The following is a 24,292-nucleotide window of genomic DNA, read 5'->3' on the forward strand; positions in this document are numbered from 1 at the left end:
CTCCTAAAGTTTCTGTCTGGCAAACCATTCGATGGTTTCGGCAAGGCCGTGCCGGGGTTCCACCTGCGGTTTCCAACCGAGTTGTTCCCGTGCCGCGGTGACGTCGGGGCAGCGTCGTTGCGGGTCGTCATCCCCGCGCTGCACGAACTTGATCGGTGACTCACTGGCCGCGAGGTCACGGATGAGTTCGGCGATCTGAAGCACCGTCAACTCGTCAGGGTTACCGATGTTGATCGGCCCTTCGCACTCTGATCGCGCCAGCGCCACCAACGCATCGATGGTGTCGTCGACATAACACAAGGACCGGGTCTGCGCACCGTCGCCGTGTACCGTGATCGGTGCTCCGGCGAGTGCCTGCATGGAAAAGGTGGGCACGATACGGCCGTCGTCACAACGCATCCGCGGCCCGTAGGTGTTGAACAACCTGGCCACCCCGATATCGGCTGACCGTGAGCGCCGGTAGGCAAAGGTCAGCGCCTCTGCGTACCGCTTCGCCTCGTCGTAGACGCTGCGGGGTCCAATGGGATTGACATTGCCCCAGTAGGTTTCGCGCTGAGGGTGTTCCAACGGGTCGCCGTACACCTCACTGGTGGAGGTCAGGACGAGACGCGCGTCCCACCGCTGCGCGAACTCCAGGGCATTGGCCGTGCCCAGCGCGCCGGTCCGCAACGTCTGCACCGGCATCCGGTGGTAGTCGACCGGTGAGGCAGGTGAGGCGAGGTGGAACACGGTGTCGACGCGCGGCAGGTCCAGCAGCGGTTCGGTGATGTCGTGCAGCAGAAACCGGTAGCCCGTGCGGTCACGCAGCAGGCTTTCGGCGGACGGCGCACTGGTGGACCGGTCGTCGACACAGAGCACCTCGACACCGTCGTCGAGCAGGCGCTCGCAGAGATGCCCGCCGAGGAAGCCTGTTCCACCGGTGACCATGACGCGTTTCAGTTCGTGCATGAATGTCGCCGTTCTCTATCGTCGGTGAGTCAACCCGACGAAACGCCGGACGTTGCCGGTTGCTGGTAACCGGTCGGGCCTACGCGGTCGTAGACACGGAGCGTGTCGGTAGCAATGCGTTCCCACGAATAGCGAGACCGGGCGCGGTCACGGCCCGCCGCTCCGAGGCTTTGCCGGAGAAAATCGTCGCGCAGCAACTGATTGAGGGTTTCGGCGAGCAGGTCGGGGCGCTTCGGTGGCACCAGACGACCCGTCACGTCATGCACGACCGTATCGAGCATTCCGCCGACGGCCGAGGCCACCACCGGGATACCGCATGCCATCGCTTCCAGCGGCACTATTCCGAACGGTTCATACCAGGGGGTGCAGGCCACCACGTCTGCGGACCGCAGTAAGGCAGGCATATCGGCCCGTGCCACCGGCCCGCACAGCCGGACCCGGTCGGAGACACCGAGTTCTTCGGCCAAACTGCGCAGGCGGCATGCTTCCGGATCATGTTTCAACGCAGGCTTTTCGGGTCCGCCGACAATGACGAGTTCCGTGTCGGGGATACTGGCCAGCGCCCGGATAGCGAGATCGAATCCCTTGCGGGGCACAAATCTCCCGACGCTGACGATGCGGCGCGGTGCGCCACGGCGGGCTTTCGGCCCGTCGGGAGTGAAGAGGTTCAGATCCACGCCGCACGGCACCACCGAGGTGCGCGACTTGGACCGCCCGAGACGTATCAGCTCGAACACCTCGTCGGTACAGGTCGCTGCGACCCACGTCGCGCCGCGGGCCACCATGGCCTCCAGCTTGAGCCGCTCCTGCGGGCTGGTGTCCCGTGCCCCCTGGTGTCGCCGTTTGACCACGCCGAGGGCGTGGAACGTCTGCACCGTAGGAAGATTCAGATGGCGTGCACACAGTTGGGTCGCCACGCCCGACATCCAGAAGTGTGCGTGCGTGATGTCGGGCCGGTCGGCCGACCACTCCGCGTCCAAGAATTGCCCGAACTGCCCCATGTACCGCAGCATCTCGTCTTTGGGGATCTGTTCCGGCGGTCCGGCCGGCACATGGACCACGGTGTAACCGTCCGCGGTCTCCACGCGCTCGGGAAGGTTCGGGGCGTCGCGCCTGGTGTACACCGCAACCTCATGGCCACGACGGCTCAGCGCGGCGGACAACTCGGCCACGTGCACGTTCTGGCCACCGGCGTCGACGCCCCCGAGCGCAGCCAATGGGCTGGCATGCTCGGAAACCATTGCAATCCTCATTCGCTCCTCCTTCACGAACTCAGCAGCTGCACTCATCGATGACCCGGTCCCATTCCCCGAGGAACCGGTCAATACCGAAGTGCGCCACGGCGAATTCCCGGGCCGCTTTGCCCGCCGCCGTTGCTGCAGGTAGATCAGTCACGAAACCCTCCAGCGCGTATGCCAGCGTCTTGACATCCGCGCTCACAACGCCGGCATCGGGTGGCACCACCAGCGGCGCCATCGTCGACGCCACCGCCACCACCGGCATTCCCAGGTACATCGCCTCGATCAGCGACAGCCCCAGTGAGGTCCAACGTGCCGGGTGCACGTACACCCGGCGGCGAGCCAGCTGGCGCATCAACCGCGCGTGGTCCATGTCTCCCTTGCCCCGCACCGCGGCGTGGCCGGAGCGATTGAGCTCGAGCGAATCGATCCCCCAGACATCGATCGGCACATGGCTACTGAGCTCGGTGAGTAGATCGGTGCCCACCGTGCGCCAGCGCCGCAACGGCTCGTTGATCATCGTCGCCGCCGCCGCCACGTCACCGGTGTAAAGGTGGCCGGGGTCGGCGATGCCGTGGTTGATGACCCTGGTCGGTGCCACTCCGTTGTCCCACATCAACCTGTTGAAGTCGGTGACGTGGACCAACGGGATGTCACGACGGCGCGCCAAGGGGTGGACGCTGTCCACCGCCGACGGGCGCGGCGCATTGTGCTCGACGTACACCGCAGGAATATCGACCCCCGGCCGCCGACCCGACCATTTGGTGACGAGGTCAATTTCCTCGGGACGCTGCAGTATCACCAGATCGAAGTCTTGGGCGCGCAGATCGTTGTACGAAACCTCGTGTGCCGTCGGCCAATTACGTCCACTGAGCCCGCGGCCATCGATGTCCTTGGCGTCGTTGACCGGGACCAGGTACCGGTGCCGACCTGCGGTGAGGGACTCCATCCAGGAGCCGTGCACGTGCCACGCGAGGACCGACCGCGTGAATTCTGCACTCATGAAGCCGAAGTACCCGGCCAACCCACACTTAAACGCGCGAAGAGTTTGATCATTCTGTGCCCGGGTATCCCGTGACAATGACGTTCCCGGGGTTGCGACCAGGTCAGTCCAAGTCGGCCGGTATTCAGACACTACTCGGGTGAGCTGACATGGCCGCAGTGCGCAAAGGTGAGCGACTGCGGCAGCTTCGGATCGCGGTACTGGCGGTTCTGGTCGTCGCGGCGCTGGGCCTGCTGCTGACCCGATGTCCGCCGAACCGGGACGGCATGTCAGGACAGCTCTCACAGGCGATGGAGGAAACCGCGGCCGCCGCCCGCAGTGGGGCGCTGGCGTTGGACCTGAGGATGCGTGACCGCACCACCGCTCGACTGGTCAGCGTGCAGATCTCCGATGCACGTGACGAGGTGGTGAAGGCCTATGAGGGCATCGCCGACCTCAAGGCCGACTACCCGGCAGACCTCGCGCGCCAGCAGTTCCTGACGAAATCCATGACGACCATCATCGACCAGCTCAACGCGGCATCGGCACATATACGCCACGTCGTTTCCGATCCGGCTTTGCCGAAGCTGCGTGCTGACCTCATGTCATCGGCGGACGAACTGGAATCCGGGTACCGCTGATGAAAAAATTCTTCGCGGTTGCCCTGGGAATCCTCACTGCGATCGGTGGGTTCCTCGATATCGGCGACCTCGTCACCAACGCCGTCGTCGGTTCCAGGTTCGGTCTGGCCTTGGTCTGGGTCGTCGTCGTCGGCGTCGTCGGCATCTGCCTGTTCGCGCAGATGGCAGGCCGGGTGGCGGCCGTCAGCGGTCGCGCCACCTTTGAGATCATCCGGGAAAGACTGGGTCCGCGCACCGCCGCTGCCAATCTTGTCGCCTCGTTCCTGATCAATCTGATGACGTTGACCGCAGAAATCGGTGGTGTCGCCTTGGCGCTGCAGCTGGCCACCGATGTCGGCCGGATGATGTGGATTCCGGTTGCCGCGTTTGCGGTGTGGCTGGTCATCTGGCGGGTGAAATTCTCGATCATGGAGAATGTCGCAGGGCTGATGGGGCTGTGTCTCATCGTATTTGCGGTGAGTGTTTTTGCACTGCACCCTGATTGGGGATCACTCGCACATCAGACGACTCAACCGGTGATCCCGGAGTCGGAGTCCTCGGCCACCTACTGGTACTACGCCATCGCACTCTTCGGCGCGGCGATGACACCATACGAAGTGTTTTTCTTCTCCTCTGGCGCCGTTGAAGAACACTGGAAGACCAAGGACCTGGGCGTCTCACGGCTCAACGTCATGATCGGTTTTCCGCTGGGAGGAATCCTGTCGGTCGCCATTGCCACGTGCGCGACGTTGGTGCTGATGCCCAACCGCATCGAAGTGACGTCGCTCTCACAGGTGGTGATGCCGGTGGCCGAGGCCGGCGGCAAACTTGCCCTGGCGTTCGCGATAATCGGGATCGTGGCTGCCACTTTCGGTGCGGCACTGGAGACCACGTTGTCCAGTGGATACACGCTGGCGCAGTTCCTGGGCTGGCCTTGGGGGAAATTTCGCCGCCCGGCGCAGGCTTCCCGGTTCCACGTCGTGATGTTCGTGAGCATCGTCGTCTGCGCGGCAGTGTTGTTCACCGGCGTTGATCCGGTCATGGTGACGGAGTATTCGGTGGTGTTCTCGGCCATCGCACTGCCGCTGACCTATCTGCCAATTCTCATCGTGGCCAACGACCCTGAGTACATGGGTGACCACACCAACGGAAGGGTGACGAACGTGTTCGGTTCGGTGTATCTGGTGATCATTCTGGCTGCGTCGCTGGCAGCGATCCCGCTCATGATCGTGACCGGGGCAGGGCAATGACCACATTGGATGCGCGACTCCATCTGCTCGATCGCCAATTGCTCGACCACAAAGGCGATCCCGTCGGGATCGTCGATGACCTTGAGATTGATGGGGTCGAGATCGACGAGGACATCGCCCCCGGTACGCCGGCGCCGCGCATCACCGCGTTGTTGTCGGGACAGGTGCTGGCCACCCGCATCTTCGGGGGTGCCCCGCCACGATCGCGGCTGCAGGGCATTTCGTGGAAGCTGGTGGCCTCCATCGGGACCACCGTGCGATTGGCACCCACGGACATGGAGTTCGACGTGCTGTGGGTGGAACGTTGGCTCCGCGACCACATCGTCGCCCGCATTCCGGGAGGGCGTCATGCAGCTGAGTAGGCTTCTCGGCTTGCCCGTCGTGGATGCCGGCCATCACCGGGTCGGCACGGTGATCGATGTCAGGCTTTCCGTCGCCGGTGACCGCGACGACAATCCGAAGGCGGCCACGGTGACCGGCCTGATAGTCAGTCCTCGGAGCCGCTCGTCGTATCTGGGATACGAGCGCACCGGCATCAACGCTCCGGCGATGCTGGGCGCGCTCGCGCAGTGGCGACATCGCGGAACGTTCCTGGCCGGCTGGGATGACCTGGCGCGGATCGGATCTGAGCAGGTGACGCTTCGCCCCGGCTACAGTCGTCAACCGGCTGCACTACGTACCACGAAGTGACCGGTTCCGCGGAATCAACGTGACGCGTCAGCGGGTTCGAACGAGTGGTCGTGATCGCGGCCGACATGGGCCTCCGCGCGCATGCGTTCGACCATGTGCGGGTAGTGCAGCTCGAATGCCGGTCGCTCGGAACGAATCCGGGGCAGTTCGGTGAAGTTGTGCCGCGGCGGCGGGCAGCTCGTGGCCCACTCCAGGGAGTTGCCGTAACCCCACGGATCATCGACGGTGACCGGCTCGCCGTAGCGCCAGCTCTTGAAGATGTTCCACAGGAACGGCAGCATCGAGACCCCAAGGGTGAACGCGCCGATCGTCGATACGACGTTGAGCGTGGTGAAACCATCAGAGGGCAGATAGTCGGCGTAACGCCGCGGCATGCCCTCATTGCCCAGCCAGTGCTGCACCAGGAACGTGGTGTGGAACCCGATCAGGGTGAGCCAGAAGTGCAGCTTGCCGAGGCGCTCGTCGAGCAGGCGTCCGGTCATCTTGGGGAACCAGAAATACACCCCGGCAAACGTGGCGAACACGATGGTGCCGAACAGCACGTAGTGGAAGTGCGCCACCACGAAATAGCTGTCGGTGACGTGGAAATCGATCGGCGGGCTGGCCAGCATCACCCCCGTCAAGCCGCCGAGCAGGAAGGTGACGAGGAAACCCACGGAGAACAGCATCGGTGTCTCGAACGTCAACTGGCCCTTCCACATGGTGCCGATCCAGTTGAAGAACTTGATCCCGGTGGGCACCGCGATCAAGTAGGTCATGAACGAGAAGAACGGCAGCAGCACCGCGCCGGTGGCGAACATGTGGTGTGCCCAGACCGCCATCGACAGCGCCGCGATGCTCACGGTGGCATAGACCAGCGTGGTGTACCCGAACACCGGTTTACGGCTGAACACCGGGATGATCTCGGTGACGATGCCGAAAAACGGCAGCGCCACGATGTAGACCTCGGGGTGTCCGAAAAACCAGAACAGGTGCTGCCACAGGATGGGCCCGCCGTTGGCCGGGTCGTAGATGTGCGCGCCGAGATGACGGTCGGCGGCCAGGGCGAACAGTGCCGCGGTCAGCAGCGGGAAAGCCAGCAGGACCAGGATCGACGTCACAAAAACATTCCAGGTGAAGATCGGCATCCGGAACATCGTCATGCCCGGGGCACGCATGCACACCACGGTGGTGATCATGTTGACCCCACCCAGGATGGTGCCGAGCCCGCCTACGGCCAGGCCCATGATCCACAGGTCTCCTCCCGGGCCCGGGCTGTGGATGGCGTCGGTCAGCGGGGAGTAGGCGGTCCAGCCGAAGTCTGCGGCACCCCCTGGGACGATGAACCCCGCGATCGTGATGATGCCGCCGAGCAGGAAAAGCCAGAACGACAGCGCATTCAGCCGCGGAAAGGCCACATCGGGGGCGCCGATCTGCAGCGGCAGCACCAGGTTGGCGAACCCGAACACGATCGGGGTCGCATAGAACAGCAGCATCAGCGTGCCGTGCATGGTGAACAGCTGGTTGTACTGCTCGTTGGACAGGAACTGCAGCCCCGGTTCGGCCAGTTCGGTGCGCATGAACAGCGCCATCAGTCCGCCGACGAAGAAGAAGGCGAAGCACGCAACCATGTACATGATCCCGATCAGTTTGTGATCGGTGGTTGTGATCAGCTTGTAGACGAGGTTGCCCCTGGGTCCCATCCGCTCGGGGAATGGCCTCTTGGGCGTCAGTAGCGGCTTAGAAGGTGCGTCGGCGGTCATCGAATCTCCAAACGTGCAGCACGGCCTTCCGGCCTGTCCCCGAGCACGGTTCAATGCGGCCGGTCCGACAGTCGAATTACCTTTTACGCCGTATTTCAAACCGACGGATTCACTCCCACTGAATCGGTTTGGCGGTGGGGGCCGCGTGGTACGCGGGGGTGTCATGTCTACCGCCGGCCCGAAGGAGCACCAATGTTCATCCATAACAAGGACTTGCAGTTCGAGGTTCGGGTATCCGGACCCGATCCCAGATTCGCCACCATCCTCCAAGAGCAGTTCGGCGGAGCCAACGGCGAACTCAAGGCTGCGATGCAGTACTTCACCCAGGCGTTCGTCCTGAGGCAGAAGAATCCGAAGATGTATGACCTGTTCATGGACATCGCCACGGAGGAGTTCAGCCATCTGGAGATGGTCGGGTCGATGATCACCATGCTGCTCGACGGCCTGAACGACGACCTCAAGCTCGCCAACGAACGCTGCAACTGGATGCCCGCAGTCGCCAGTCCCGACGGTAGAGACGAGGCCATTCACCAGGTCGCCGTAAACCCGCTGTTCTTCGCGCTCACCGGGGGCGGCCCCGACGTCAAGGATTCCGCGGGTGTTCCGTGGTCGGGCACGTTCGTCAATTCCAACGGCGACCCGTCGGTCGACCTGCGCAGCAATCTCGCCGCTGAGTCACGAGCCAAGATCGTCTACGAATACCTCAAACAGTTCACCGATGATCCGGGAGTTCAGGACACCTTGACATTCCTGATGACCCGCGAGGTCGCGCACTACCAGCAGTTCACAGCGGCACTCAACGAGCTGCCGGTCAATTTCCCACCCGGCACGCTGGCCGGAGATGACCGATTCCAGAACGTCGCGTTCAACATGTCCAACGGCAAACGGGACGCACGGGGACCCTGGAATCAGGGGCAGGGTCCCTGGCCGGAGGGGATGAAGTGGAAATACATCAAGTCCCCGACCGACGAGTGGCTCGGGAGCTCGATGCGGGAGAACAAGGGCGCAAAGACCAATCCGGAGGGAGAACCCGCCGTCCACAGCGACAAGCCGTTCACCCACGAACAGCACACCGCGATGTCCTGACCAGTGTGAAGAGGGCCGACTCACTGTCGGCCCTCTTTCCTCACCCCGCCAGGTGGCGAACCGCACGCCTCAACCGATCACCCGGCGTGGCGCCCGTGCCGACTGCGGTCGTATGCGTGGGCTCGCACATTGGCCAGCCAGCGGGGCCTCGGCTCGACACCCTGCGCTACATGCAGCACTGGGTCGAACGCCACATCATGTGCTTCGCCGGACGGAACCACACCGGTGACTGTCAATCGAGCCAACCGCCGGAACTGTCCGGCGCCGCATGCCTGGTCAAGATCCAACTCCAGAGCAGCGGTGCACAACTGGTTGCGCATGTCATCCAGCGACACACCGATACCCTTGACATCACTGACGATCCGGGCGCTCAGCCACCAATCGGCTCCGCGATACCGCAGCGGCATCACACTTGACATGGCCTGCCCCGACCATCGGAGGACCGGCTGGATGCCCACCACCCTCCCCAGGGCCCCGGTCCCGGCGGAGGCCAGCAGTATGTCCCACGGGGTGGCGGCGAGCGGTCCCGGCGGCAGGCGCAGGGCCAACCCGATGATGTCGGGCACCGCCCCTGGCGTTCCGAGGCCCTTGGACAACCGGGCCAGGACCTCAGAAGCCGTCTCGACCGGCAAACCCTCACCCGCAGGAGCGATCCGCTCGATCGATCCGGTTGTCAGCACGCCATGGGGGTGGAACACCCGCCCGCGACGGATCGCCGCAGTCCACTGGAACGGGACGGTGAGTGCGTTGAGGGCACTCACTGTGGATACCGCCATGCGGAGCCGGAATGTCCACACGATGTCGGCGTTGTCATCGGTGGGTGTCCTTCTCTCAAGATCGGGTTGTAGTACCCGCGTCGGCTACCCGTTCATCTGCGTGGTGAATCGGTCTCTGCCCACGAGTTGGCGAGCCGTCTCCACCATGGGTTGATGGTGTTCGATCGACAGGTTCTCCAGTATCGACGTCGCTGTGCCGACGTCGATGCGGTAGCGCTGCACCAGCATCCGCGTGGCTTCCTCGACGACGACATCGGTTGCCCCCGACGCCCTCGATGCCGGTCGTGGCGCGCGACCGGCCTTGAGCAATCGTGCCGCATGTTCGGCGAAGAGCTCGCCTGCACTCTCAGTGTCGGCATCAAGCGCTCTTGCACGATTCGAATACAGATTCAGCGCGGCGCCGCCGCGGGCATTGGTGAACAGCGGCAATGTCAAGAAAGACCGAATCGGTGTCGCGGCCAACGATCGTTCGACAAAATTCGGCCAGCGTGATTCTGCGGTGAGATCATCTACACGGATCACCTGGTGCCCGGCCGCCGATTCGTAGCATGGACCCTCCAGCAAGCGGCGCTGGATATTGTCCAGCACAAGCGGATATCCATCGGTGGCGGCGAGTGACCGAATGATCTTCTTTCGGCCCACCAGGGTGACACCGGCATGGCTAACCGATGAAATGTGCTCCACAGCGGCCATCGTCAATCTCGCGACCACCGCGTAGGGGTCAATGTCGACGCAACCCGGTGACGGTCGCATCAGCTCCGCTATCGCCCGTTCGATTCGTGCAGCCTCATACCCGCCGATGCCGGACACCGGACCTCCAAGAACTCACCGCATATCACTGCGGACCGCGTTGGACTGGATGAGTACCCAGCCGCGACCGCGGCAAACACCGCTCAACCACAGCTGTCATCACACCCGGCTGACGCTCCTACGAGTTTTATGTGATCTGCCTGCGGGTACTACCAGTGCCGCCGGCTGGTCCGCGGCTGGGAGCGCCTGACGGGAAAGAGGCAGCCATGCAAGCTCAATCCGAGGCGCAGAACAGCTTGACGGCGGTTCTCGACGTGATCAGCCGGATCGCCGGATCACGTTGGACGGCACTGACAGTCGCCGTCGCGGCGATCGCGTTTCTGTTGGCAGGGGCGGTGACCGGTTTCGATCACTGGTGGCAGGTTTTCATCCATTCTGCCGGCGCACTGGTGACACTGCCGATGTTGTTCGTGCTGCAACACACGACCAACCGGGAAACCAGGGCCATCCTTATCAAGCTCGACGAACTCATTCAGGCCAGCACCGGCGCCAAGGAGGATCTCATCGATCTCGAGGATCAGGAAGTGAGCGATCAAGAGCAACTGCACGACGAATTGCACCACACTGGCGGCTCCGGTGCCGCCGCCGAGGATTGAAGGAGGATGGGATGCAGCATATTCGACGTTGGGGCGCGGTGTATGTACTGCTGCTGCTGTTCATCGGGTCCTGGCTCGGTCAGTTCATCGCGCAGCTTCAGACCTTTCAGGCCGACCAGGCAGCGCACGGTCAGCCGTTCCGGTGGCCGGAGTATTGGAGTGATTTCTTCGCCAGCACCTTCGAGAATTGGCAGAGCGAGTGGCTGCAACTGGTGTTCCAGGCCATCCTGTTGCTGGGTGCCAAACACTGGATTTTCAAGGTGGACGCCGAGGACATGGAGCGCATCGAAGCGAAGATCGACCGCATTCAGGACGAACTCGGTCTGCCGACACCGCCGCCGGACAGCAAGACCGCACTCGGTTGACAATTACCGTCACGCCGTTCGGGCATTTCGGGACCGGCAAAGTGACGATACCGCCGCAACGTGTTCCACTGTCGGTAGCCTGACCGCCCGGCGGACGACCTCCATTCCGACAGGATCGTCTTCGTCGACGCCGATCAGGTGTATCCCGTCGTTGACGCGGCGCACCCACGCTTCCGGCTTGATCAATGCCCTTTCCCACTCCCCGCTGTCACGCCAATCATTCATTCCCAACTGTGCTGCAGTGCTCTGCAACACCGCGCCGAGCGGACCATCGAGGAGTTGGCGTACGGAATCGGCGCCGTGGCCCGGATTGGCGATCAACCAGGAATGACAGGCACCACGCACGCGGTAGAGTGTGGCGTTCGTGTGATCGGCTACGTCACAGGCACTTTCGAACGGCACAATCGCATCACACTCACCATGCAGCACCATCGTGGGGATGTGCCGGTCCCGCATAGCACGCAACAGTGGCGTGCTTTGGCCGGACCGCATGATGGCTCGCGCCGCACCGGTGAAGCCGGACTGCGGCAACACCCTGCCCAGCAGCACCGCACCCAGCATCCGCAGATACCGACCGAGTGCGTCGACCTTCATGTGAAACGGGTCGCCGTGCATATCGGAGACTGCGCCCGCAACGGTGCGGATCATTTGTCTCGGCGAGCGCATCACAATCGAAACGGCGGCATCGAACGATGCTCCGGCCGCCGCGTCGAACAAGACCACCGCAAGCGCCCGGTCGGGTACGACGGCCGCAAGATGTAGGGCCATCCTGCCGCCCATCGAATGCCCCGCGAAGACCGCCCGGTCGATACCCAGCGCGTCCAGGGTACGAATCACCAGATCAACCCGATCAGTGAAATCACTGTTATCACATGATAAGTCACGGGTATCTCCGTGCCCGGCGGCGTCGACGGCCACCACCAGAAAACCCAGGCCGGCCACTCGGCTGAGAAGCCGAAGGTAAGCCCGGCGGCTCAGACCGAGGCCGTGCAGAAAAACCAACGGCATACCATGCCCGCCGAGCGACACACCCACCGAATGCCCATCGTCGAGTTCGACGACATGGTGAGCGAGGCGCACTCGACGACCGGACGTCACCGCTTTCATCGGGAAGCTCTCCTACGTTCGTGGCCTGGGTACCCGCGGACCACCGGCGCAAACTTCGACATCCTGGGTTTGCACAACACCGCGGCGGGTAGTCAGCCCGATGATGAAAGCCGCCAGTGGCCAAGATCGGGTCTCATTCGTCATCGCCAGCCGCAATCGCGCGCCCGAATTGGCGGGGGTGCTGGAGCGCCTCCTCGACACCACGGATTGCCGCATTGTCGTGGTGGACAACAACTCCACCGATGACTCGCCGAATACCGTCAGACGTATCGCCGCACGATCGGCCTGCCGTGTCGAGCTCATCGCCTTGGAAAGCAACCAAGGAGCCGTCGGACGAAACGTGGGCGTGAAGGCCTGCGCCACACCATATGTCGCATTCTGCGATGACGATTCATGGTGGGCGCCAGAGGCGCCGGCCCTCGCGGCCGACATCTTTGACCACCACCCCGGTGTCGGGCTGCTGGCAGGGCGCACCACAGTGTTGCCGCATGGCTGCGATGATCCGCTGGCCGAGCAGCTGCGCAACAGCCCGCTGGGACACCAGCCGGATCTGCCGGGTCCATCCATCCTCGGCTTTCTCGCCTGCTCGGCGATGGTGCGCACGTCGGCGTTCACGGAGGCAGGCGGGTTCAGCGAGATCCTGCACTTTCGTGGTGAGGAACAACTGCTGGCACTCGACATGGCCGCATCGGGCTGGGAGCTCTGTTACTGCCCGCAGTTGACCGCCTTCCACCAGCCGTCGACCGTGCGGGCAACGACGGCGGCACAGGATGCGCGCAGCATCCGCAATGCGGTGCTCACGACCTGGTTGCGCCGTCCGCTCCCGCACTGCGTCAGGGCTGCCGGGACCCTCTTCTGCGCCGCCCTCCGCGATGGCGAGCATGCCCGCGGCGCGGCCCAGGCCGTGCTACGGCTACCCGCTGTGATCAACCAGCGAAAAACCCTGCCGCCCGGCGTCGAAACCAAGCTGGCCGCGTTGGAGCGCTAGCCCACATTCCGTACCACTTGCGATGGTCGGGTGTTGATATGGCGGTGCCCGGGTATCCGGTCGCCATGGAACGCCAGGATGTGCCAGACGAGGTGCCGATTGCCGACGCTGTCGAGCAAGACCGCGACGCTGTCGAACCCACCCCCGACGAAGAGGCCCCGGAACCGGCAACCGGCATGCCACTTGAGGCCACGGGCGCGGACTGGCAGGAGCAGAGCGAGACGGTGGATCTGGACCCGTATCTCGAGGAATCCGACCCGGGCGCGTGACCGGCCGCCTCAGCCACTCGTTGGTGACTGTCGGCTTGGTCGCCGATCCCGGTTTGTCGACGAAAATTGTTGAAGCGCTGGCCGAAGAACTTCCGACCGCATTTGCCGAGAAGATCAGCGACCGTGTCGACTGGAGGGTGGAGGTCTACAGCCTGGCCTTACCGCTCGACGAAGACGGCAACATCGAGGTGTCGAAGTACAGCGACGATCTGATGCGCGAGAAGGGATGGAACCTGGTCGTCTGCGTTACGGAGCTGACGCGGCGCCTGGGACAGACCCTCGTCGTCTCCGACACCAACAAAAGCCATGGTGCGGCGCTCATCTCACTTCCCGCACTTGGCGCCATCCGACTGCGTCACCACGCCAGAGGCTCGATCATCCGGGTGGTGCGGGGCATGTTCGACCCGCGCAGCCCCAACGCGGAGCGTCTCAACCGGCTGAATGCCTCATCCCTGCAACCAATACGGGAGAGAGTCGCCGACGACAGCAGCGGCAGAAATGTGTTCATCGAGTTGAGCCCGCTGCGGGGGCGACTCCGCGTACTGCTGGGCATGGTGCAAGTCAACCGCCCGTGGCGCATGCTGCCGAGCCTGTCCAGCGCTATCGCGGCTGCCGTGGCCACCGCTGCATTCGGAGTGTTCTACTCCAGTATCTGGTCAATGGCCGATTCGATGAGTGGTACACGGCTGGCTTTTATCAGCGTCGTCGCCATCATGGCCATGATGGCGTGGCTGATGCTCTACAACGGTCTCTGGGAGCGGCCCCGCGATCTCGATCAACGCAAGAACGCCGCGCTCTACAACAGCGCAACGGTGCTGACGTTGGCAGTTGGGGTGGCCAGCATGTACGTCCTGCTTTTCGCCGTGGTCATGTTGGGCGCCTTGGTGATCGTCCCACCGGATTACCTCCGGGCCTCGCTGTCTCATCCGGTGGACTGGCGTGACTACACAGAACTGGCATTGCTGGCCAGCTCGCTGGGCACCTTCGCAGGCGCGTTGGGGTCCAGCTTTGAGACCGACTACGCGATCCGTGATGCCACGTACGGAAAGCGTGAGCAGGAACGGCACGCAAGAGCCACAGCCACGTCATCGGACTATCCGAGGTGAACCCGACTGCACACCACGACGGGGCACCGGAATACGGGCGAGGTCCTCGGCCATCACGATATCGCCGTCGAACACCGCGGCCGCCTCGTCGCGGTGTCTGCCGGTGTTGGGATAGCGCTGAGAGAAATGCGTGAGCACGAGGCGTCGAACACCACATTCGGCAGCCACCAGTGCCGCTTGCTGCGCCGTCAGGTGCCCGTATCGGTCCGCGAGCTCACGATCCTCGTCAAGGAATGTCGCCTCGATGACGAGTAGGTCGACGCCCTCGGCAAGCGCGTACGCCGCGTCGCAGAGCCGCGTGTCCATGACGAACGCGAACCGTTGTCCACGACGCGGCACGCTGACGTCTTCCAACCGGATCATGCGGTCGCCCTTGCGGATCGTTCCGCTGCGTTGCAATTCCCCGACCTCGGGTCCGGCGATGTCGAAGCGGGCCAGCAGTTCGGGAACCATCCGTCTGCCATCGGGTTCCACCAACCGGTAGCCGATCGCGTCGATCGGGTGGTCGAGCCGGCGTGCCTCCAGATCCCCGAACGCGCCGGCCGCCACCCTGCCGCCTGTAGCGACGGGTTGCTCACGCAGGTCAGCGGTCTCGTGGAATATGCAGGCGTGGCGCAGCCTGGCGAAGTAATCCTGACCAGACGCGGGGAAGTGTGCCCAGACAGGGTGATTGACGCGGTCCAGTGACAGTCGTTGCACGATGCCGGGCACCCCGAGACAGTGATCGCCGTGGAAGTGTGTGAGGCACAGGCGGGTGATGCTGCTTGCCGGCACCCCGGCCAACAGCAGTTGCCGTTGGGTGCCTTCGCCGGGGTCGAACAGAATCCCCTCGTTGTCCCAGCGCAATAGGTATCCGTTCTGGTTGCGAAGTCGGGTGGGTACCTGGCTTGCGCTGCCGAGCACGACCAGCTCACGGATCACGAGTCCCGATTCTTGCCCAACTCCTCGGCGATGGGACTGGAAGTGGGAATGTCCTTTGCTCGTGGAACCGGAGGGACCGCCAGTCACGCGTGGGGAGCGAGTCGACGGAGATGCGGGTTACGCCCGCGCTGTCCGGCACCGCTGAGGCACTGTTCCACGAATCCGACCTCGGCGACTTCTTCCTCCGACTTGCGCGGGACGGCAGCCCATCACTTTTGCCTGCATTTCCGTTGCTGGCGCGGGCAATCGGCGTGATCTACAGTCCGCGAACCGAACGCCAAAGCCGCTACTTCCTGGCCCGGGTGGCCGACCAGTTCGACGATGTTTACCGATCCCCATGGGGTCACGCAATTACCCGACGTCCATCCGTCCAAATGTCACGTCGGGGCGATATACCGGGGCTGCTATTTGCTGGAAATTGCCGACACAAATACCGATACTCGCGGCCGGCGCATGTCTGCCGGAATCAGTTGCCGACCTCCCCCGGTGGGAGTAAATTCTGCAGCCAGGTTGAGTCCACAGCCCCCCAAAGCGTCACGGACGTTGTGCTGCTGACTCCCAACGGGCGACCCAGCGGCGAAGCATCGACTGAAAGGGGTCGCCGATGTCCGCCGTGATAACGCTCGCGCGGCCAACAGCAATCGGGCCGGTTCAAACTGTGGGTGGGCGGCGTGCCAGCCACGCCGCCTCCTTCACGACACGTTGGGGCCGCTCGGGAGGACTGGTAACCGTCAGGGGCGAAGTTGACGCCGCCAACGCAGATCAACTCGTTGATCACCTACAACGCGCCGCGTGCTATGAATGGGTCGTGGCGGACTTGGCCATGGTCGAATTCATGAGCACGTCGGGCATTGTGGCTATGCATCTCATCAATGCCCGATTCGCTGACGTCGACATGCGTTGGGCAGTGGTTCCCGGACGCGTGGTGTCCCGACTGCTCGATGTGTGCGATCCGGGCACTCGTCTGCCGATAAGAAAGTCACTCACCGTGGCTTTGGCATCGGTACAGAAACTCCCGGCCGGGCGATGACCATTGACCGCTTGGTCCGGCCTCGATGTTGACGTGCAATGCTGCAGGACAAGTCAGTTCGAATCAGCAGAGGATATGGATCATGCGGAGAAGTGCTCTCATTGTGGTCGCGATTGCCATGATGTCGATACCGTTCGTCTTCAACGTGGCAACGGTTTCAGCGCAGCCTTGTCCCGACATTCAGGTGGTGTTCGCTCGCGGCACCGGAGAACCTCCAGGCGTCGGCCCGACGGGCCAGGCATTCGTCGACGGCCTACGTTCCCGGGCCGGTGACCAGTCGCTCGAGGTGTACCCGGTCAACTACCCGGCCACCGACGAGTGGTCAACGGGCGTCGACGGCATTCGTGACGCCGGTGCTCACGTCACATCGATGGCCGCCGACTGCCCGAAGACCAAGATGGTGCTCGGCGGATACTCGCAGGGCGCGGCGGTGATGGGCTTTGTCACCTCGGCCGCGGTGCCCGCCGGTGTCGATCCCGCGACCGTCCCCAAACCGTTGGATCCCGGTGTCGCCGAACACGTTGCCGCGGTCGTTCTCTACGCGCCGCCGAATGTCCGGGCGATGAATTTTCTCGGTGAGCCGCCGGTTGTCATCGGTCCGCAGTATGACGCGAAAACCCTCAAGGTGTGTGCCCCGGAGGACGCAGTTTGTTCCGATGGGTTGAACTTCGCCGTACACACCTCCTACGCCTACGACGGACTGGTCACCCAGGGCGTCGATTACGCCGCCAACCATCTCGGTCTGACGCCGGTGGCCAATCCCCCGGCGCCTGTTCCGGACGGCCAGTGGGACCATCCACCTGCGACGCCGTAACACCGGCGCTTCCCGGCCACGACGGCACCTATGTCGGACGGACCGAGCCCGATGACTCGGTCGATGTGGGTGAGACCGGCGCAGAGACGCGCAGCGAAGAGGATGACGATAAGTAGACGCTGACGGTGACAGATTTCGCCGTGACCTACCTCGACGACCATGTCGACCAGCTCGCCGCCCTGCCGCTCACCGCTTGCGCGTCTCCTGGCCTTGACTCGGCCGTGCGGCGGTGCTGACGTCCGGATCGTCATCGGCAGGAGGCTCTGGATCGCGCCACTCCTCGGCACGGCTGGACCTGTTGCCCTGCAGCGTGCCGCGAAGTTCGTGTTTGAGCTCGTCGTCCTCCCGCGGGCTGTGCTTGCTGCTCTCGCGCTCCATCAGCGGACTCCCTTCAGCGGGTCATGGCCGATCGTCATCAATCGGTGTCGCCAGTTCTCCTCACCGGCATCCGGTTCCAGGTCGTCTGGTCGTTCGGCGTGGATACGGTCCACCACGGTGCGGATGACCTGCTCGTCGTCCTCGGTGATGTCCACCCGCCGTTTCTGCAGGATGTCCAACACCCTCCGGCCCGTCTCGGTGCCCGCGCGGTCCGGCAACTCTTCAGTGCTTTCACCGGCCGATCTGGTGCGCAGCCACTCGGACAGCTCGCGTGAAGTCATGTTCACCACGCGATGGAATTCATCCCACAGTGCGGTGTCGATTTCGGCATGTCGGGTCACAACAAACGCCTCCTGGTCACCTCATCGCTTCGGATATGGGCGTGACCTGCTCAGCTACTGGGTTCTTGTTTGGGCGTATCCGGGTGTTCGTCATACCAGTGTTGGTCCAACTGGCGCACTCGTCGGTGCGCAAGAGCGAACCAGACCATCGAGGCAGCGAACACGATCACAGCGACACCTGACAGTGTCACTCCGACACCGTGGTGGTCGGTGGCGAACGCGGCCAGGCCTGCAACGAATGACACGAGTGCGACACCGAGCAGAATGAAAGCGGGCATGTTCTTGGTGTCTTTGAGAGACTCCCCCGCGTGCGGTCGCGTCGTCCGGGCATGGTCGACGGGATCTTCAGGTGACTTCATAACTGCTCCTTCCAGCTGGGACATCTACCCGCAGTGCCCGCACGCAAAACGTGCCGACGCTCCATGGCGCTCGGCCCAGACCTCAGAGAATCGGCCGCCCGCCCGTGACGGCGATCCGTGCGCCTGTCACATAGCTACCCTCGTCGGAGGCGAGCAACACATAGACCGGCGCGAGCTCCACGGGCTGGCCGGCACGGCCCAGCGGGGTATTTTCGCCGAACGCCTTCACCTTCCCCGCCGGCATCGTTGACGGAATCAGCGGCGTCCAGATAGGGCCTGGAGCAACGCTGTTGACCCGAATTCCCTTTTCGCCCAACATTTCGGCAAGACTGGCCGAGAAGTTGGCGATTGCCGCCTTCGTCGCCGCGTACGGCGCGAGGGTGGGGTTGGGCATATCCGAATTGACCGACGAACTGCCGATGATCGCCGACCCGGACCGCAGGTGGGGCAACGCCGCCTTGACGAGATAAAAGTACGCACCGACATTGAGTTTGAACGTGTAGTCCCACTCCTCGTCGCTGACCTCGTCGATGCTCTGGTGCGTCATCTGGAAGGCTGCGTTGCTGACGAGCACGTCGATGCCGCCGAGTTCGGCCAGCGCTCGGTCGATCACTTCCCGACAATGTGCGGGTTCGGACAGGTCACCCGGCACCAGTACACATTTGCGGCCCGCCTCCTCCACATACCTTTTGACGTCCTGCGCATCGACGTCTTCGTTGAGATATGCGATCAGGACGTCGGCACCTTCGCGCGCGAACGCAATCGCAACCGCGCGCCCGATGCCACTGTCCCCACCGGTGATGATCGCCTTCTTGCCGGTCAACCGGCCGGCACCCCGGTAACTGGTTTCGCCGCAGTCCGGCATGGGCTGCATGTCGGCCTGGATTCCGGGCGGAGTCTGTTGTTGTTCGGGAAAGCTCATCAAGGGTCCTCACGATCGACTCGAATATCGTCGGAATAACCCGCCTTCTGGAATGCAAACCCGTCGGTCCTCCGGAGTTCACCCACACCGCCGCCCCAGGCGCGCCCTGACCGACGCCGCGCTCGGTTTCCCGATCGCGCTGCGGGGTACGCCCCTTGCATGGCTGAACACCGCGCGGATGCCGCCGAGCAGAGAAAGTCCGTCGTCGTCGTGGGTAGTGGATTCACCGGCTTCGAGTGCGCGCGTAGCCTCGCGCGTCTACTCCGCAGACATGATGCGCCGGTCGACGTCACGATCATCTCGCCGATCGACTACATGCTGTACACGCCGCTGCTGCCCGACGTGGCCGGCGGTGTGGTGGACGCGCGATTCGTCACCGTACCGCTGGCCGGCACGCTCAAAGGCGTGCGCGCCGTACGCGGCCACGTCGACTCGGTCGACCTGGACGCGCGCACTCTCGCCTTCACCGATCCCGAGCGGCGTTCACTGAGCACCTCGTGGGATCGGCTGGTACTGACTCCTGGATCCGTCACCCGGCTGTTCGACATTCCCGGTCTCGCCGAGAACGCCCGCGGGTTGAAGTCCACCGCCGAGGCGCTGTATCTGCGCGATCATGTGCTCGAACAGTTCGAGCTCGCCTGCCTCGACGGCGATGGCACCCAGGCCCAGGCTCGCCGGACCATCGTCGTGGTCGGCGCCTCGTACTCGGGCACGGAACTCGTGGCACAACTGCGCGCACTGGCGGACGCGGCGGCGAGCCAAATGAACTTCGATCCCCAATCGGTCCGATTCGTGCTGCTCGACCTCGCCAAGCAGGTGATGCCCGAGGTCGGCGAAAAGCTCGGCGAATCAGCGATGCGGGTGTTGCGGCGCCGCGGCATCGACGTTCGGCTCGGCACCACCCTCAAGGAGGTGCACCCGGATCATGTGGTGCTCAGTGACGATTCGGTGATCGGCACCCGAACTGTCGCGTGGGTTACCGGTGTGACCGCATCCCCACTCATCGAAACCCTGCAGCTGCCCACCGAGAAGGGTCGGTTGAAGGTGCAGACCGACCTGCAGGTACCCGGCCATCCCGACGTGTTCGCCGCGGGCGACGCCGCGGCCGTCCCGGACCTGACCCAGCCGGGGAAGGTGACACCGCCCACCGCTCAGCACGCGACCCGGCAGGGCAAGACGCTGGCACACAACGTCGCTGCAAGTCTCGGCTACGGAACAAAGAAGCAGTACAAGCACCGAAACATGGGCCTTGTCGTGGATCTGGGACCGCGCTACGCCGTTGCCAATCCGCTCAATGTGCACCTGTCCGGCCTGCCCGCCAAGCTCGTCACCCGCGGGTACCACCTTTATGCGATCCCGCGACTCGTCAATCGATGGGCGGTTGCCCTGGCGTACCTCACCGATGCCGTCTTCGCCCGCACGGTGGTCTCGATCGGCCTGTCATCCGAAGATGACGCGAGCTTCGCCGCGGCAGAGGGCATCCCCATGCCCAGGAATGACTAGCTGATCGGGAAAAGTCGATTGTCAGATCATAATTCGCGGGGCGGACCGTTCAGCTGCCCCTTGGCGAGCCGCCTGCGGTGACTGGTGTCGCACAACGGATAGTTCTTGGATCGTCGGCACGTGCAGATCGCCACCATGAACCGGTCCGAGTCCAGGGTGCTGCCGTCGGGCAACTCGATGGAAACGGGGCCCTCCACGAGGATCGGTCCGCCCTGCACCACCCGCACCGTCCGCTGTTCGGTCATCGTGTGTCCTGTTCAGCCCGGCCGCGATCGCAGCATCCCGATGTGGTCACTGGAATGGAATACCCCGAGTGGGTTCCCGCAAACCGGGTACCCGAAGTGTGGAGACCGAAAACGTAGCGGATGAGGAGGCCGACATGACCGCGTCGACGGTGGGACAGCACCAGGAAGACCAACGTCGTTGGATCCTTCGCCTGACGACGAATTGGGCGCTGGCGGTGTTGACGATCCCCGCTGCAGCCTATGTGTTCCTGTTCGGCATGGGCGCGGTGATGAGTACCGCCGGCTGCAGTGGCGATGCGTGCAGCCAAGGGCCCGGAGAGTTCTGGTTCGGGATCCTGTTCTACGGCGCGCCGGTGATCCCGGTGATCACCATCGCCGTATCGATTTTCACCGCCCGGCTCAAGCACGGGATCATTGTGCCGCTGTGCGGTCTGACGCTGCTGGCGATCGACTTGGCAGTCCTCGCAATCACATTCGGGCCCTGACCGGTCGCGCGTTTAACGCTATCGGCACCAGGGAACCCCACCGTCAGCGGGGATTTTTCCCGTTCAGAAAAGACCAGTCCACTCCAGTAGCGGAAGGCAACCATGACTGACAAGAACACCGGACCCGAAGAGGGCATCAAGGGCGCCGTCGAAGACGTCAAGGGCAAGGCGAAGGAAGCCGTCGGGACCGTCACCGGCCGGGATGACCTGGTACGGGAGGGCAAGGCCCAACAAGACAAGGCGGACGCACAACAGGACGCGGCCAAGCGCGAGGCCGAGGCGGAATCGGCCCGCGCGGGGGCCAAGGCAGCCGAAGAGCGTCAGCAGGCCAGCCAGCGGCCGTGACAGATAGACCGTGACAGATGCAAAGGGGATGGCCCAGCCGGTCGGCTGGGCCATCCCTTTTCAGTCCCTCTTCAGGGGCGATCTACTCGTAACGCGGGTATTGCCCGTTCTTCAGTAACTCGGCCAGGTGCGCAGCGTTGCGGGTCGCCGCGGAGGTGGTCCTGGCGACGGCATCAGGCGTCTCGCCCAGATCCTTGTAATCCGTACCTTGCATGGCCTCGCCATTCCAGTACGTACACCCTTGTGCCGGTATCGAGAAGCCGATGTCGTTGAGGCCCTGAAACAGATCGGCAACAACTTTGTGGGCCCCATCCTCGTTCCCGACGACCGCGACCAGCGCGACTTTCCCGATCATGATGGGCCGGCCCGCCTCGTCAGTGTTGGACAGTTCGGCGTCCAGGCGTTCCAGCACCCGCTGCGCGATGCTGGCCGGGTGACCCAACCAGATGGGCGTCGAAATCAACACGATGTCGGCATCCAGCACCTTCTGGCGGATCGCGGGCCATTCGTCGCCCTCACCCATGTCGGCCTCGACGCCGGGGGCGATCGCGAAGTCCGCGCAACGCACGATTTCGGTCGTGGCGCCAAGTGTGCGCAAGCTTTCGCAGATCTGCTCGGCCATCAACACGCTGCTGGATTCGGCCGGGCCGGATTTCAGAGTGCAAACAAGCGCCACGGCGCGCAGCGACGTCGGGCCGCTCATGAGAACAGCTCCAATTCGATTATCAAATCACTACACCGCCGCCTGCTGGCGGTCCACCAGCTCGGAGTGCCCGGACTCCCGGGCGCAGTGTGCACAGCAGAACATCGTGCCGGCCGCCTCGACGCCGTGACCCAGAATCCGGCAGCCGCAATGGGCGCATTCGGGTGCGATCCGGACGGCCGCGCATTCCACGCTGTCGAACGTCTCGGTGTTGCCGTTCCAGCTCACCGTGAAGGCCTTGTCGTAGTCATTGCCACACGTCGCACAAATTGGCATAGCTCGTCTCCCGATTCCTTGCTCTGACATCGGGAGTCTTCCCTGCGCTTCTGTGGGCTAAACCTCAGGTTCGACGCGCAGATGCGCGGTGAGCAACAGCTTGTCGAATACCACTCGTGCGGGCAGGACTTCGCTGAAATCGACTTGCTGAAAATCCTTGGCGATCTGCGCGGCCAGCAGCCGCAGCTTTGTGTTCGTCTCCTGGGATCGCCATTTCAACAGCTCGAACGCGGCCTCGGCATCAATGCGGTAGATCACCATCAACATGCCCTTGGTCTGTTCGATAACACTACGGGCCTCGGCGATCTCGGCCACCGCTTCCGAGACGACCTGTTGGCGGACGTGGTGCGACGGCGTGACATCGACGTAGAAGCCGTGGGTACCGATGATCGCACCGCCGTCAGCGAACAGTTGATCGCCGATGACGATGACGTGATGAGTTTCGCCTGCGGTGTCGATGATGCGGTGCCGGGTGCTGAACGCGCCTGAGGTACGGCGGATCTCGTCGAGTGTGGCGGCCACCTGGCGGTAATCATCGGGATGTTTGTGGGACAACACCAGTTCGGTCGTCGGATTTGCGGTACCGGGCGGATAGCCGTGCATCCGCTCGACCTGTGGTGACCACTCCCACCGCTCATCGTCGAAGTAGAACCGGAACCAACCGACGCGCTGCGGCTCTCCCCCTGCGAGCGCGTATTCGACCGGTGACTGGGCACCCCTCGACACCGGCTCATCCGTCATGTGTGAAGGTTAGCCCGCCAACCTGCGAGCGGTATAAAAATTCGTGTCGTCGTGATCATTTACCATTCGGCCCGTGGCCCGGTTGCGGACGAAGTTGTACCTCGTTGTCGGGGCGTCATCCGGCCTCGTCGCCCGCCTCTATGGTGCCGACATCCCGTGGAGCCTGATGATCGGCATCTGCGTGCCACTGTTACTGGTGGCCGCCCCGCATTTCCTGATGGGCACCGTGGCCGGTATGCGCACGCCGGGATCCCGCGAATGGCCGCAGCAGCAGATGTCCGGTTTGGAGTTCGAGGACTACGTGGCGCGGATCGCCCGGTCATGCGGTTTGCCGGTCATCATGACACCCCTGACCGGCGACTGGGGTGTCGATCTGATCGTGGGCCATCGGCCCAACCGAATCGCCATCCAATGCAAACGGCAGTCCCGCCCGGTGGGCGCCGGCGCCGTCCAGGAGGTGGTGGCCGGCGCGCCGATGCAGGACTGCGCCAGAACCATGGTGGTGACCAATCACGAGTTCACCGCGGCTGCACAGAAACTCGCCGCGTTGCACGCCTGCGAGTTGGTGGGCGGGGCTGAGCTACCCATGCTGAGAACGACCATCCGCCGCCTCACCGCGAACCCGTCGCACGACCCGTCGCCGTGACGTACTGCGC

Annotated in this window: 33 protein-coding genes; 17 read left to right on the forward strand and 16 right to left on the reverse strand. The window is 63.6% G+C overall.

What is annotated here, in order from left to right:
* Positions 1–3 precede the first annotated feature (3 nt).
* From M1247_RS18595 to M1247_RS18605, 3 genes are read right to left on the reverse strand one after another with little or no spacing between them, the layout of a single operon-like run.
* Complete coding sequence (locus tag M1247_RS18595) at positions 4–948, reverse strand: NAD-dependent epimerase/dehydratase family protein (protein ID WP_317157821.1); 945 nt, start codon at positions 946–948, stop codon at positions 4–6.
* Positions 949–977: 29 nt separating this feature from the next.
* On the reverse strand, positions 978–2,201 hold the full coding sequence (locus M1247_RS18600) for a glycosyltransferase (RefSeq protein ID WP_317157822.1): 1,224 nt from the start codon (positions 2,199–2,201) through the stop codon (positions 978–980).
* A gap of 19 nt (positions 2,202–2,220) precedes the next feature.
* Positions 2,221–3,189 (reverse strand): glycosyltransferase, encoded by a 969-nt coding sequence (locus M1247_RS18605; protein ID WP_317157823.1) that lies wholly within the window; start codon positions 3,187–3,189, stop codon positions 2,221–2,223.
* Positions 3,190–3,338: 149 nt separating this feature from the next.
* Here M1247_RS18605 and M1247_RS18610 point away from each other — a divergent pair, with 149 nt between their 5' ends.
* From M1247_RS18610 to M1247_RS18625, 4 genes are read left to right on the forward strand one after another with little or no spacing between them, the layout of a single operon-like run.
* Entirely contained in the window at positions 3,339–3,809 is a 471-nt protein-coding gene (locus M1247_RS18610) for a hypothetical protein (RefSeq protein WP_317157824.1), read from the forward strand.
* Entirely contained in the window at positions 3,809–5,038 is a 1,230-nt protein-coding gene (locus tag M1247_RS18615; RefSeq protein ID WP_317157825.1) for an Nramp family divalent metal transporter, read from the forward strand. Before M1247_RS18610 ends, M1247_RS18615 begins: the two co-directional genes overlap by 1 nt.
* Complete coding sequence (locus M1247_RS18620) at positions 5,035–5,400, forward strand: hypothetical protein (RefSeq protein WP_317157826.1); 366 nt, start codon at positions 5,035–5,037, stop codon at positions 5,398–5,400. Before M1247_RS18615 ends, M1247_RS18620 begins: the two co-directional genes overlap by 4 nt.
* Positions 5,387–5,728, forward strand: a complete 342-nt coding sequence (locus tag M1247_RS18625; protein WP_317157827.1) for a hypothetical protein — start codon at positions 5,387–5,389, stop codon at positions 5,726–5,728. The genes M1247_RS18620 and M1247_RS18625 overlap by 14 nt, the downstream gene beginning before the upstream one ends.
* 14 nt (positions 5,729–5,742) lie before the next feature.
* On the opposite strand, the gene ctaD is transcribed toward M1247_RS18625, so the two are convergent.
* On the reverse strand, positions 5,743–7,470 hold the full coding sequence (gene ctaD / locus M1247_RS18630) for an aa3-type cytochrome oxidase subunit I (protein ID WP_317157828.1): 1,728 nt from the start codon (positions 7,468–7,470) through the stop codon (positions 5,743–5,745).
* A gap of 192 nt (positions 7,471–7,662) precedes the next feature.
* Between ctaD and M1247_RS18635 the strand changes: the two genes are divergently transcribed.
* Positions 7,663–8,556 carry a manganese catalase family protein gene (locus M1247_RS18635; RefSeq protein ID WP_317157829.1) on the forward strand — a complete coding sequence of 298 codons (894 nt, stop codon included), beginning with the start codon at positions 7,663–7,665 and terminating at the stop codon, positions 8,554–8,556.
* Positions 8,557–8,633: 77 nt separating this feature from the next.
* Here M1247_RS18635 and M1247_RS18640 read toward each other — a convergent pair whose 3' ends face one another.
* Together M1247_RS18640 and M1247_RS18645 are read right to left on the reverse strand one after the other, a co-directional pair.
* Positions 8,634–9,317, reverse strand: a complete 684-nt coding sequence (locus M1247_RS18640; protein ID WP_317157830.1) for a phosphodiesterase — start codon at positions 9,315–9,317, stop codon at positions 8,634–8,636.
* Between the two features lie 99 nt (positions 9,318–9,416).
* Entirely contained in the window at positions 9,417–10,142 is a 726-nt protein-coding gene (locus tag M1247_RS18645) for a GAF domain-containing protein (protein WP_317157831.1), read from the reverse strand.
* Positions 10,143–10,348: 206 nt separating this feature from the next.
* On the opposite strand from M1247_RS18645, the gene M1247_RS18650 reads away from it, so the two are divergent.
* Together M1247_RS18650 and M1247_RS18655 are read left to right on the forward strand one after the other, a co-directional pair.
* Positions 10,349–10,738, forward strand: a complete 390-nt coding sequence (locus M1247_RS18650) for a low affinity iron permease family protein (RefSeq protein ID WP_317157832.1) — start codon at positions 10,349–10,351, stop codon at positions 10,736–10,738.
* Positions 10,739–10,749: 11 nt separating this feature from the next.
* Complete coding sequence (locus tag M1247_RS18655) at positions 10,750–11,103, forward strand: DUF6766 family protein (protein WP_317157833.1); 354 nt, start codon at positions 10,750–10,752, stop codon at positions 11,101–11,103.
* 9 nt (positions 11,104–11,112) lie between these two features.
* Here M1247_RS18655 and M1247_RS18660 read toward each other — a convergent pair whose 3' ends face one another.
* Positions 11,113–12,210: an alpha/beta fold hydrolase gene (locus M1247_RS18660; RefSeq protein WP_317157834.1), complete on the reverse strand. Its 1,098-nt coding sequence runs from the start codon at positions 12,208–12,210 to the stop codon at positions 11,113–11,115.
* A 100-nt stretch (positions 12,211–12,310) separates the two neighbouring features.
* Here M1247_RS18660 and M1247_RS18665 point away from each other — a divergent pair, with 100 nt between their 5' ends.
* The 3 genes from M1247_RS18665 to M1247_RS18675 are packed head-to-tail and all read left to right on the forward strand — an operon-like array spanning position 12,311 to position 14,573.
* Positions 12,311–13,198 carry a glycosyltransferase family 2 protein gene (locus tag M1247_RS18665; RefSeq protein ID WP_317157835.1) on the forward strand — a complete coding sequence of 296 codons (888 nt, stop codon included), beginning with the start codon at positions 12,311–12,313 and terminating at the stop codon, positions 13,196–13,198.
* Positions 13,199–13,236: 38 nt separating this feature from the next.
* Positions 13,237–13,467, forward strand: a complete 231-nt coding sequence (locus tag M1247_RS18670) for a hypothetical protein (RefSeq protein ID WP_317157836.1) — start codon at positions 13,237–13,239, stop codon at positions 13,465–13,467.
* A gap of 23 nt (positions 13,468–13,490) precedes the next feature.
* Positions 13,491–14,573, forward strand: a complete 1,083-nt coding sequence (locus M1247_RS18675) for a hypothetical protein (RefSeq protein WP_317157837.1) — start codon at positions 13,491–13,493, stop codon at positions 14,571–14,573.
* On the opposite strand, the gene M1247_RS18680 is transcribed toward M1247_RS18675, so the two are convergent.
* Positions 14,553–15,491, reverse strand: coding sequence for a ribonuclease Z (locus tag M1247_RS18680; RefSeq protein WP_317157916.1), 939 nt, complete (start codon positions 15,489–15,491; stop codon positions 14,553–14,555). The genes M1247_RS18675 and M1247_RS18680 overlap by 21 nt on opposite strands.
* Here M1247_RS18680 and M1247_RS36435 point away from each other — a divergent pair.
* The 3 genes from M1247_RS36435 (at position 15,461) to M1247_RS18685 (ending at position 17,338) form a co-directional block, all read left to right on the forward strand.
* Entirely contained in the window at positions 15,461–16,111 is a 651-nt protein-coding gene (locus tag M1247_RS36435) for an erythromycin esterase family protein (protein WP_410506898.1), read from the forward strand. The genes M1247_RS18680 and M1247_RS36435 overlap by 31 nt on opposite strands.
* Positions 16,099–16,524 carry an STAS domain-containing protein gene (locus M1247_RS36440; RefSeq protein ID WP_410506899.1) on the forward strand — a complete coding sequence of 142 codons (426 nt, stop codon included), beginning with the start codon at positions 16,099–16,101 and terminating at the stop codon, positions 16,522–16,524. Before M1247_RS36435 ends, M1247_RS36440 begins: the two co-directional genes overlap by 13 nt.
* Before the next feature lie 118 nt (positions 16,525–16,642).
* Positions 16,643–17,338: a cutinase family protein gene (locus M1247_RS18685; protein ID WP_317157917.1), complete on the forward strand. Its 696-nt coding sequence runs from the start codon at positions 16,643–16,645 to the stop codon at positions 17,336–17,338.
* A 186-nt stretch (positions 17,339–17,524) separates the two neighbouring features.
* Here M1247_RS18685 and M1247_RS18690 read toward each other — a convergent pair whose 3' ends face one another.
* The 4 genes from M1247_RS18690 to M1247_RS18705 all read right to left on the reverse strand — a co-directional run bounded on the left by M1247_RS18690 (position 17,525) and on the right by M1247_RS18705 (position 19,338).
* A complete protein-coding gene (locus tag M1247_RS18690; RefSeq protein WP_317157838.1) occupies positions 17,525–17,716 on the reverse strand; it encodes a hypothetical protein in 192 nt (63 codons plus the stop codon).
* Positions 17,716–18,057: a DUF3140 domain-containing protein gene (locus M1247_RS18695; protein WP_317157839.1), complete on the reverse strand. Its 342-nt coding sequence runs from the start codon at positions 18,055–18,057 to the stop codon at positions 17,716–17,718. The genes M1247_RS18690 and M1247_RS18695 overlap by 1 nt, the downstream gene beginning before the upstream one ends.
* A gap of 50 nt (positions 18,058–18,107) precedes the next feature.
* The gene (usfY, locus tag M1247_RS18700) at positions 18,108–18,416 is read right to left on the reverse strand and encodes a protein UsfY (protein ID WP_317157840.1); all 309 of its coding nucleotides are present in this window, start codon (positions 18,414–18,416) and stop codon (positions 18,108–18,110) included.
* An 82-nt stretch (positions 18,417–18,498) separates the two neighbouring features.
* Positions 18,499–19,338, reverse strand: coding sequence for an SDR family oxidoreductase (locus M1247_RS18705; protein WP_317157841.1), 840 nt, complete (start codon positions 19,336–19,338; stop codon positions 18,499–18,501).
* A gap of 159 nt (positions 19,339–19,497) precedes the next feature.
* Here M1247_RS18705 and M1247_RS18710 point away from each other — a divergent pair, with 159 nt between their 5' ends.
* On the forward strand, positions 19,498–20,841 hold the full coding sequence (locus tag M1247_RS18710; RefSeq protein WP_317157842.1) for an NAD(P)/FAD-dependent oxidoreductase: 1,344 nt from the start codon (positions 19,498–19,500) through the stop codon (positions 20,839–20,841).
* Positions 20,842–20,867: 26 nt separating this feature from the next.
* Here M1247_RS18710 and M1247_RS18715 read toward each other — a convergent pair whose 3' ends face one another.
* Positions 20,868–21,086, reverse strand: coding sequence for a CDGSH iron-sulfur domain-containing protein (locus M1247_RS18715; protein WP_317157843.1), 219 nt, complete (start codon positions 21,084–21,086; stop codon positions 20,868–20,870).
* A gap of 134 nt (positions 21,087–21,220) precedes the next feature.
* Here M1247_RS18715 and M1247_RS18720 point away from each other — a divergent pair, with 134 nt between their 5' ends.
* Both M1247_RS18720 and mbp1 read left to right on the forward strand, forming a co-directional pair.
* A complete protein-coding gene (locus tag M1247_RS18720; RefSeq protein ID WP_317157844.1) occupies positions 21,221–21,571 on the forward strand; it encodes a hypothetical protein in 351 nt (116 codons plus the stop codon).
* Positions 21,572–21,673: 102 nt separating this feature from the next.
* Complete coding sequence (mbp1, locus tag M1247_RS18725; RefSeq protein ID WP_317157845.1) at positions 21,674–21,916, forward strand: microaggregate-binding protein 1; 243 nt, start codon at positions 21,674–21,676, stop codon at positions 21,914–21,916.
* A gap of 82 nt (positions 21,917–21,998) precedes the next feature.
* On the opposite strand, the gene M1247_RS18730 is transcribed toward mbp1, so the two are convergent.
* Genes M1247_RS18730 through M1247_RS18740 form a run of 3 tightly spaced genes read right to left on the reverse strand, consistent with a single transcriptional unit; the run spans position 21,999 to position 23,636 of the window.
* Complete coding sequence (locus M1247_RS18730) at positions 21,999–22,619, reverse strand: flavodoxin family protein (RefSeq protein ID WP_317157846.1); 621 nt, start codon at positions 22,617–22,619, stop codon at positions 21,999–22,001.
* Positions 22,620–22,649: 30 nt separating this feature from the next.
* Positions 22,650–22,895, reverse strand: coding sequence for a metallothionein (locus tag M1247_RS18735; RefSeq protein ID WP_317157847.1), 246 nt, complete (start codon positions 22,893–22,895; stop codon positions 22,650–22,652).
* A gap of 57 nt (positions 22,896–22,952) precedes the next feature.
* Positions 22,953–23,636, reverse strand: coding sequence for a PAS and ANTAR domain-containing protein (locus M1247_RS18740; RefSeq protein ID WP_317157848.1), 684 nt, complete (start codon positions 23,634–23,636; stop codon positions 22,953–22,955).
* Positions 23,637–23,709: 73 nt separating this feature from the next.
* Here M1247_RS18740 and M1247_RS18745 point away from each other — a divergent pair, with 73 nt between their 5' ends.
* Positions 23,710–24,282 (forward strand): restriction endonuclease, encoded by a 573-nt coding sequence (locus M1247_RS18745; protein ID WP_317157849.1) that lies wholly within the window; start codon positions 23,710–23,712, stop codon positions 24,280–24,282.
* Positions 24,283–24,292 lie beyond the last annotated feature (10 nt).

Source organism: Mycobacterium appelbergii, assembly GCF_032883035.1.
Taxonomy (GTDB): domain Bacteria; phylum Actinomycetota; class Actinomycetes; order Mycobacteriales; family Mycobacteriaceae; genus Mycobacterium; species Mycobacterium appelbergii.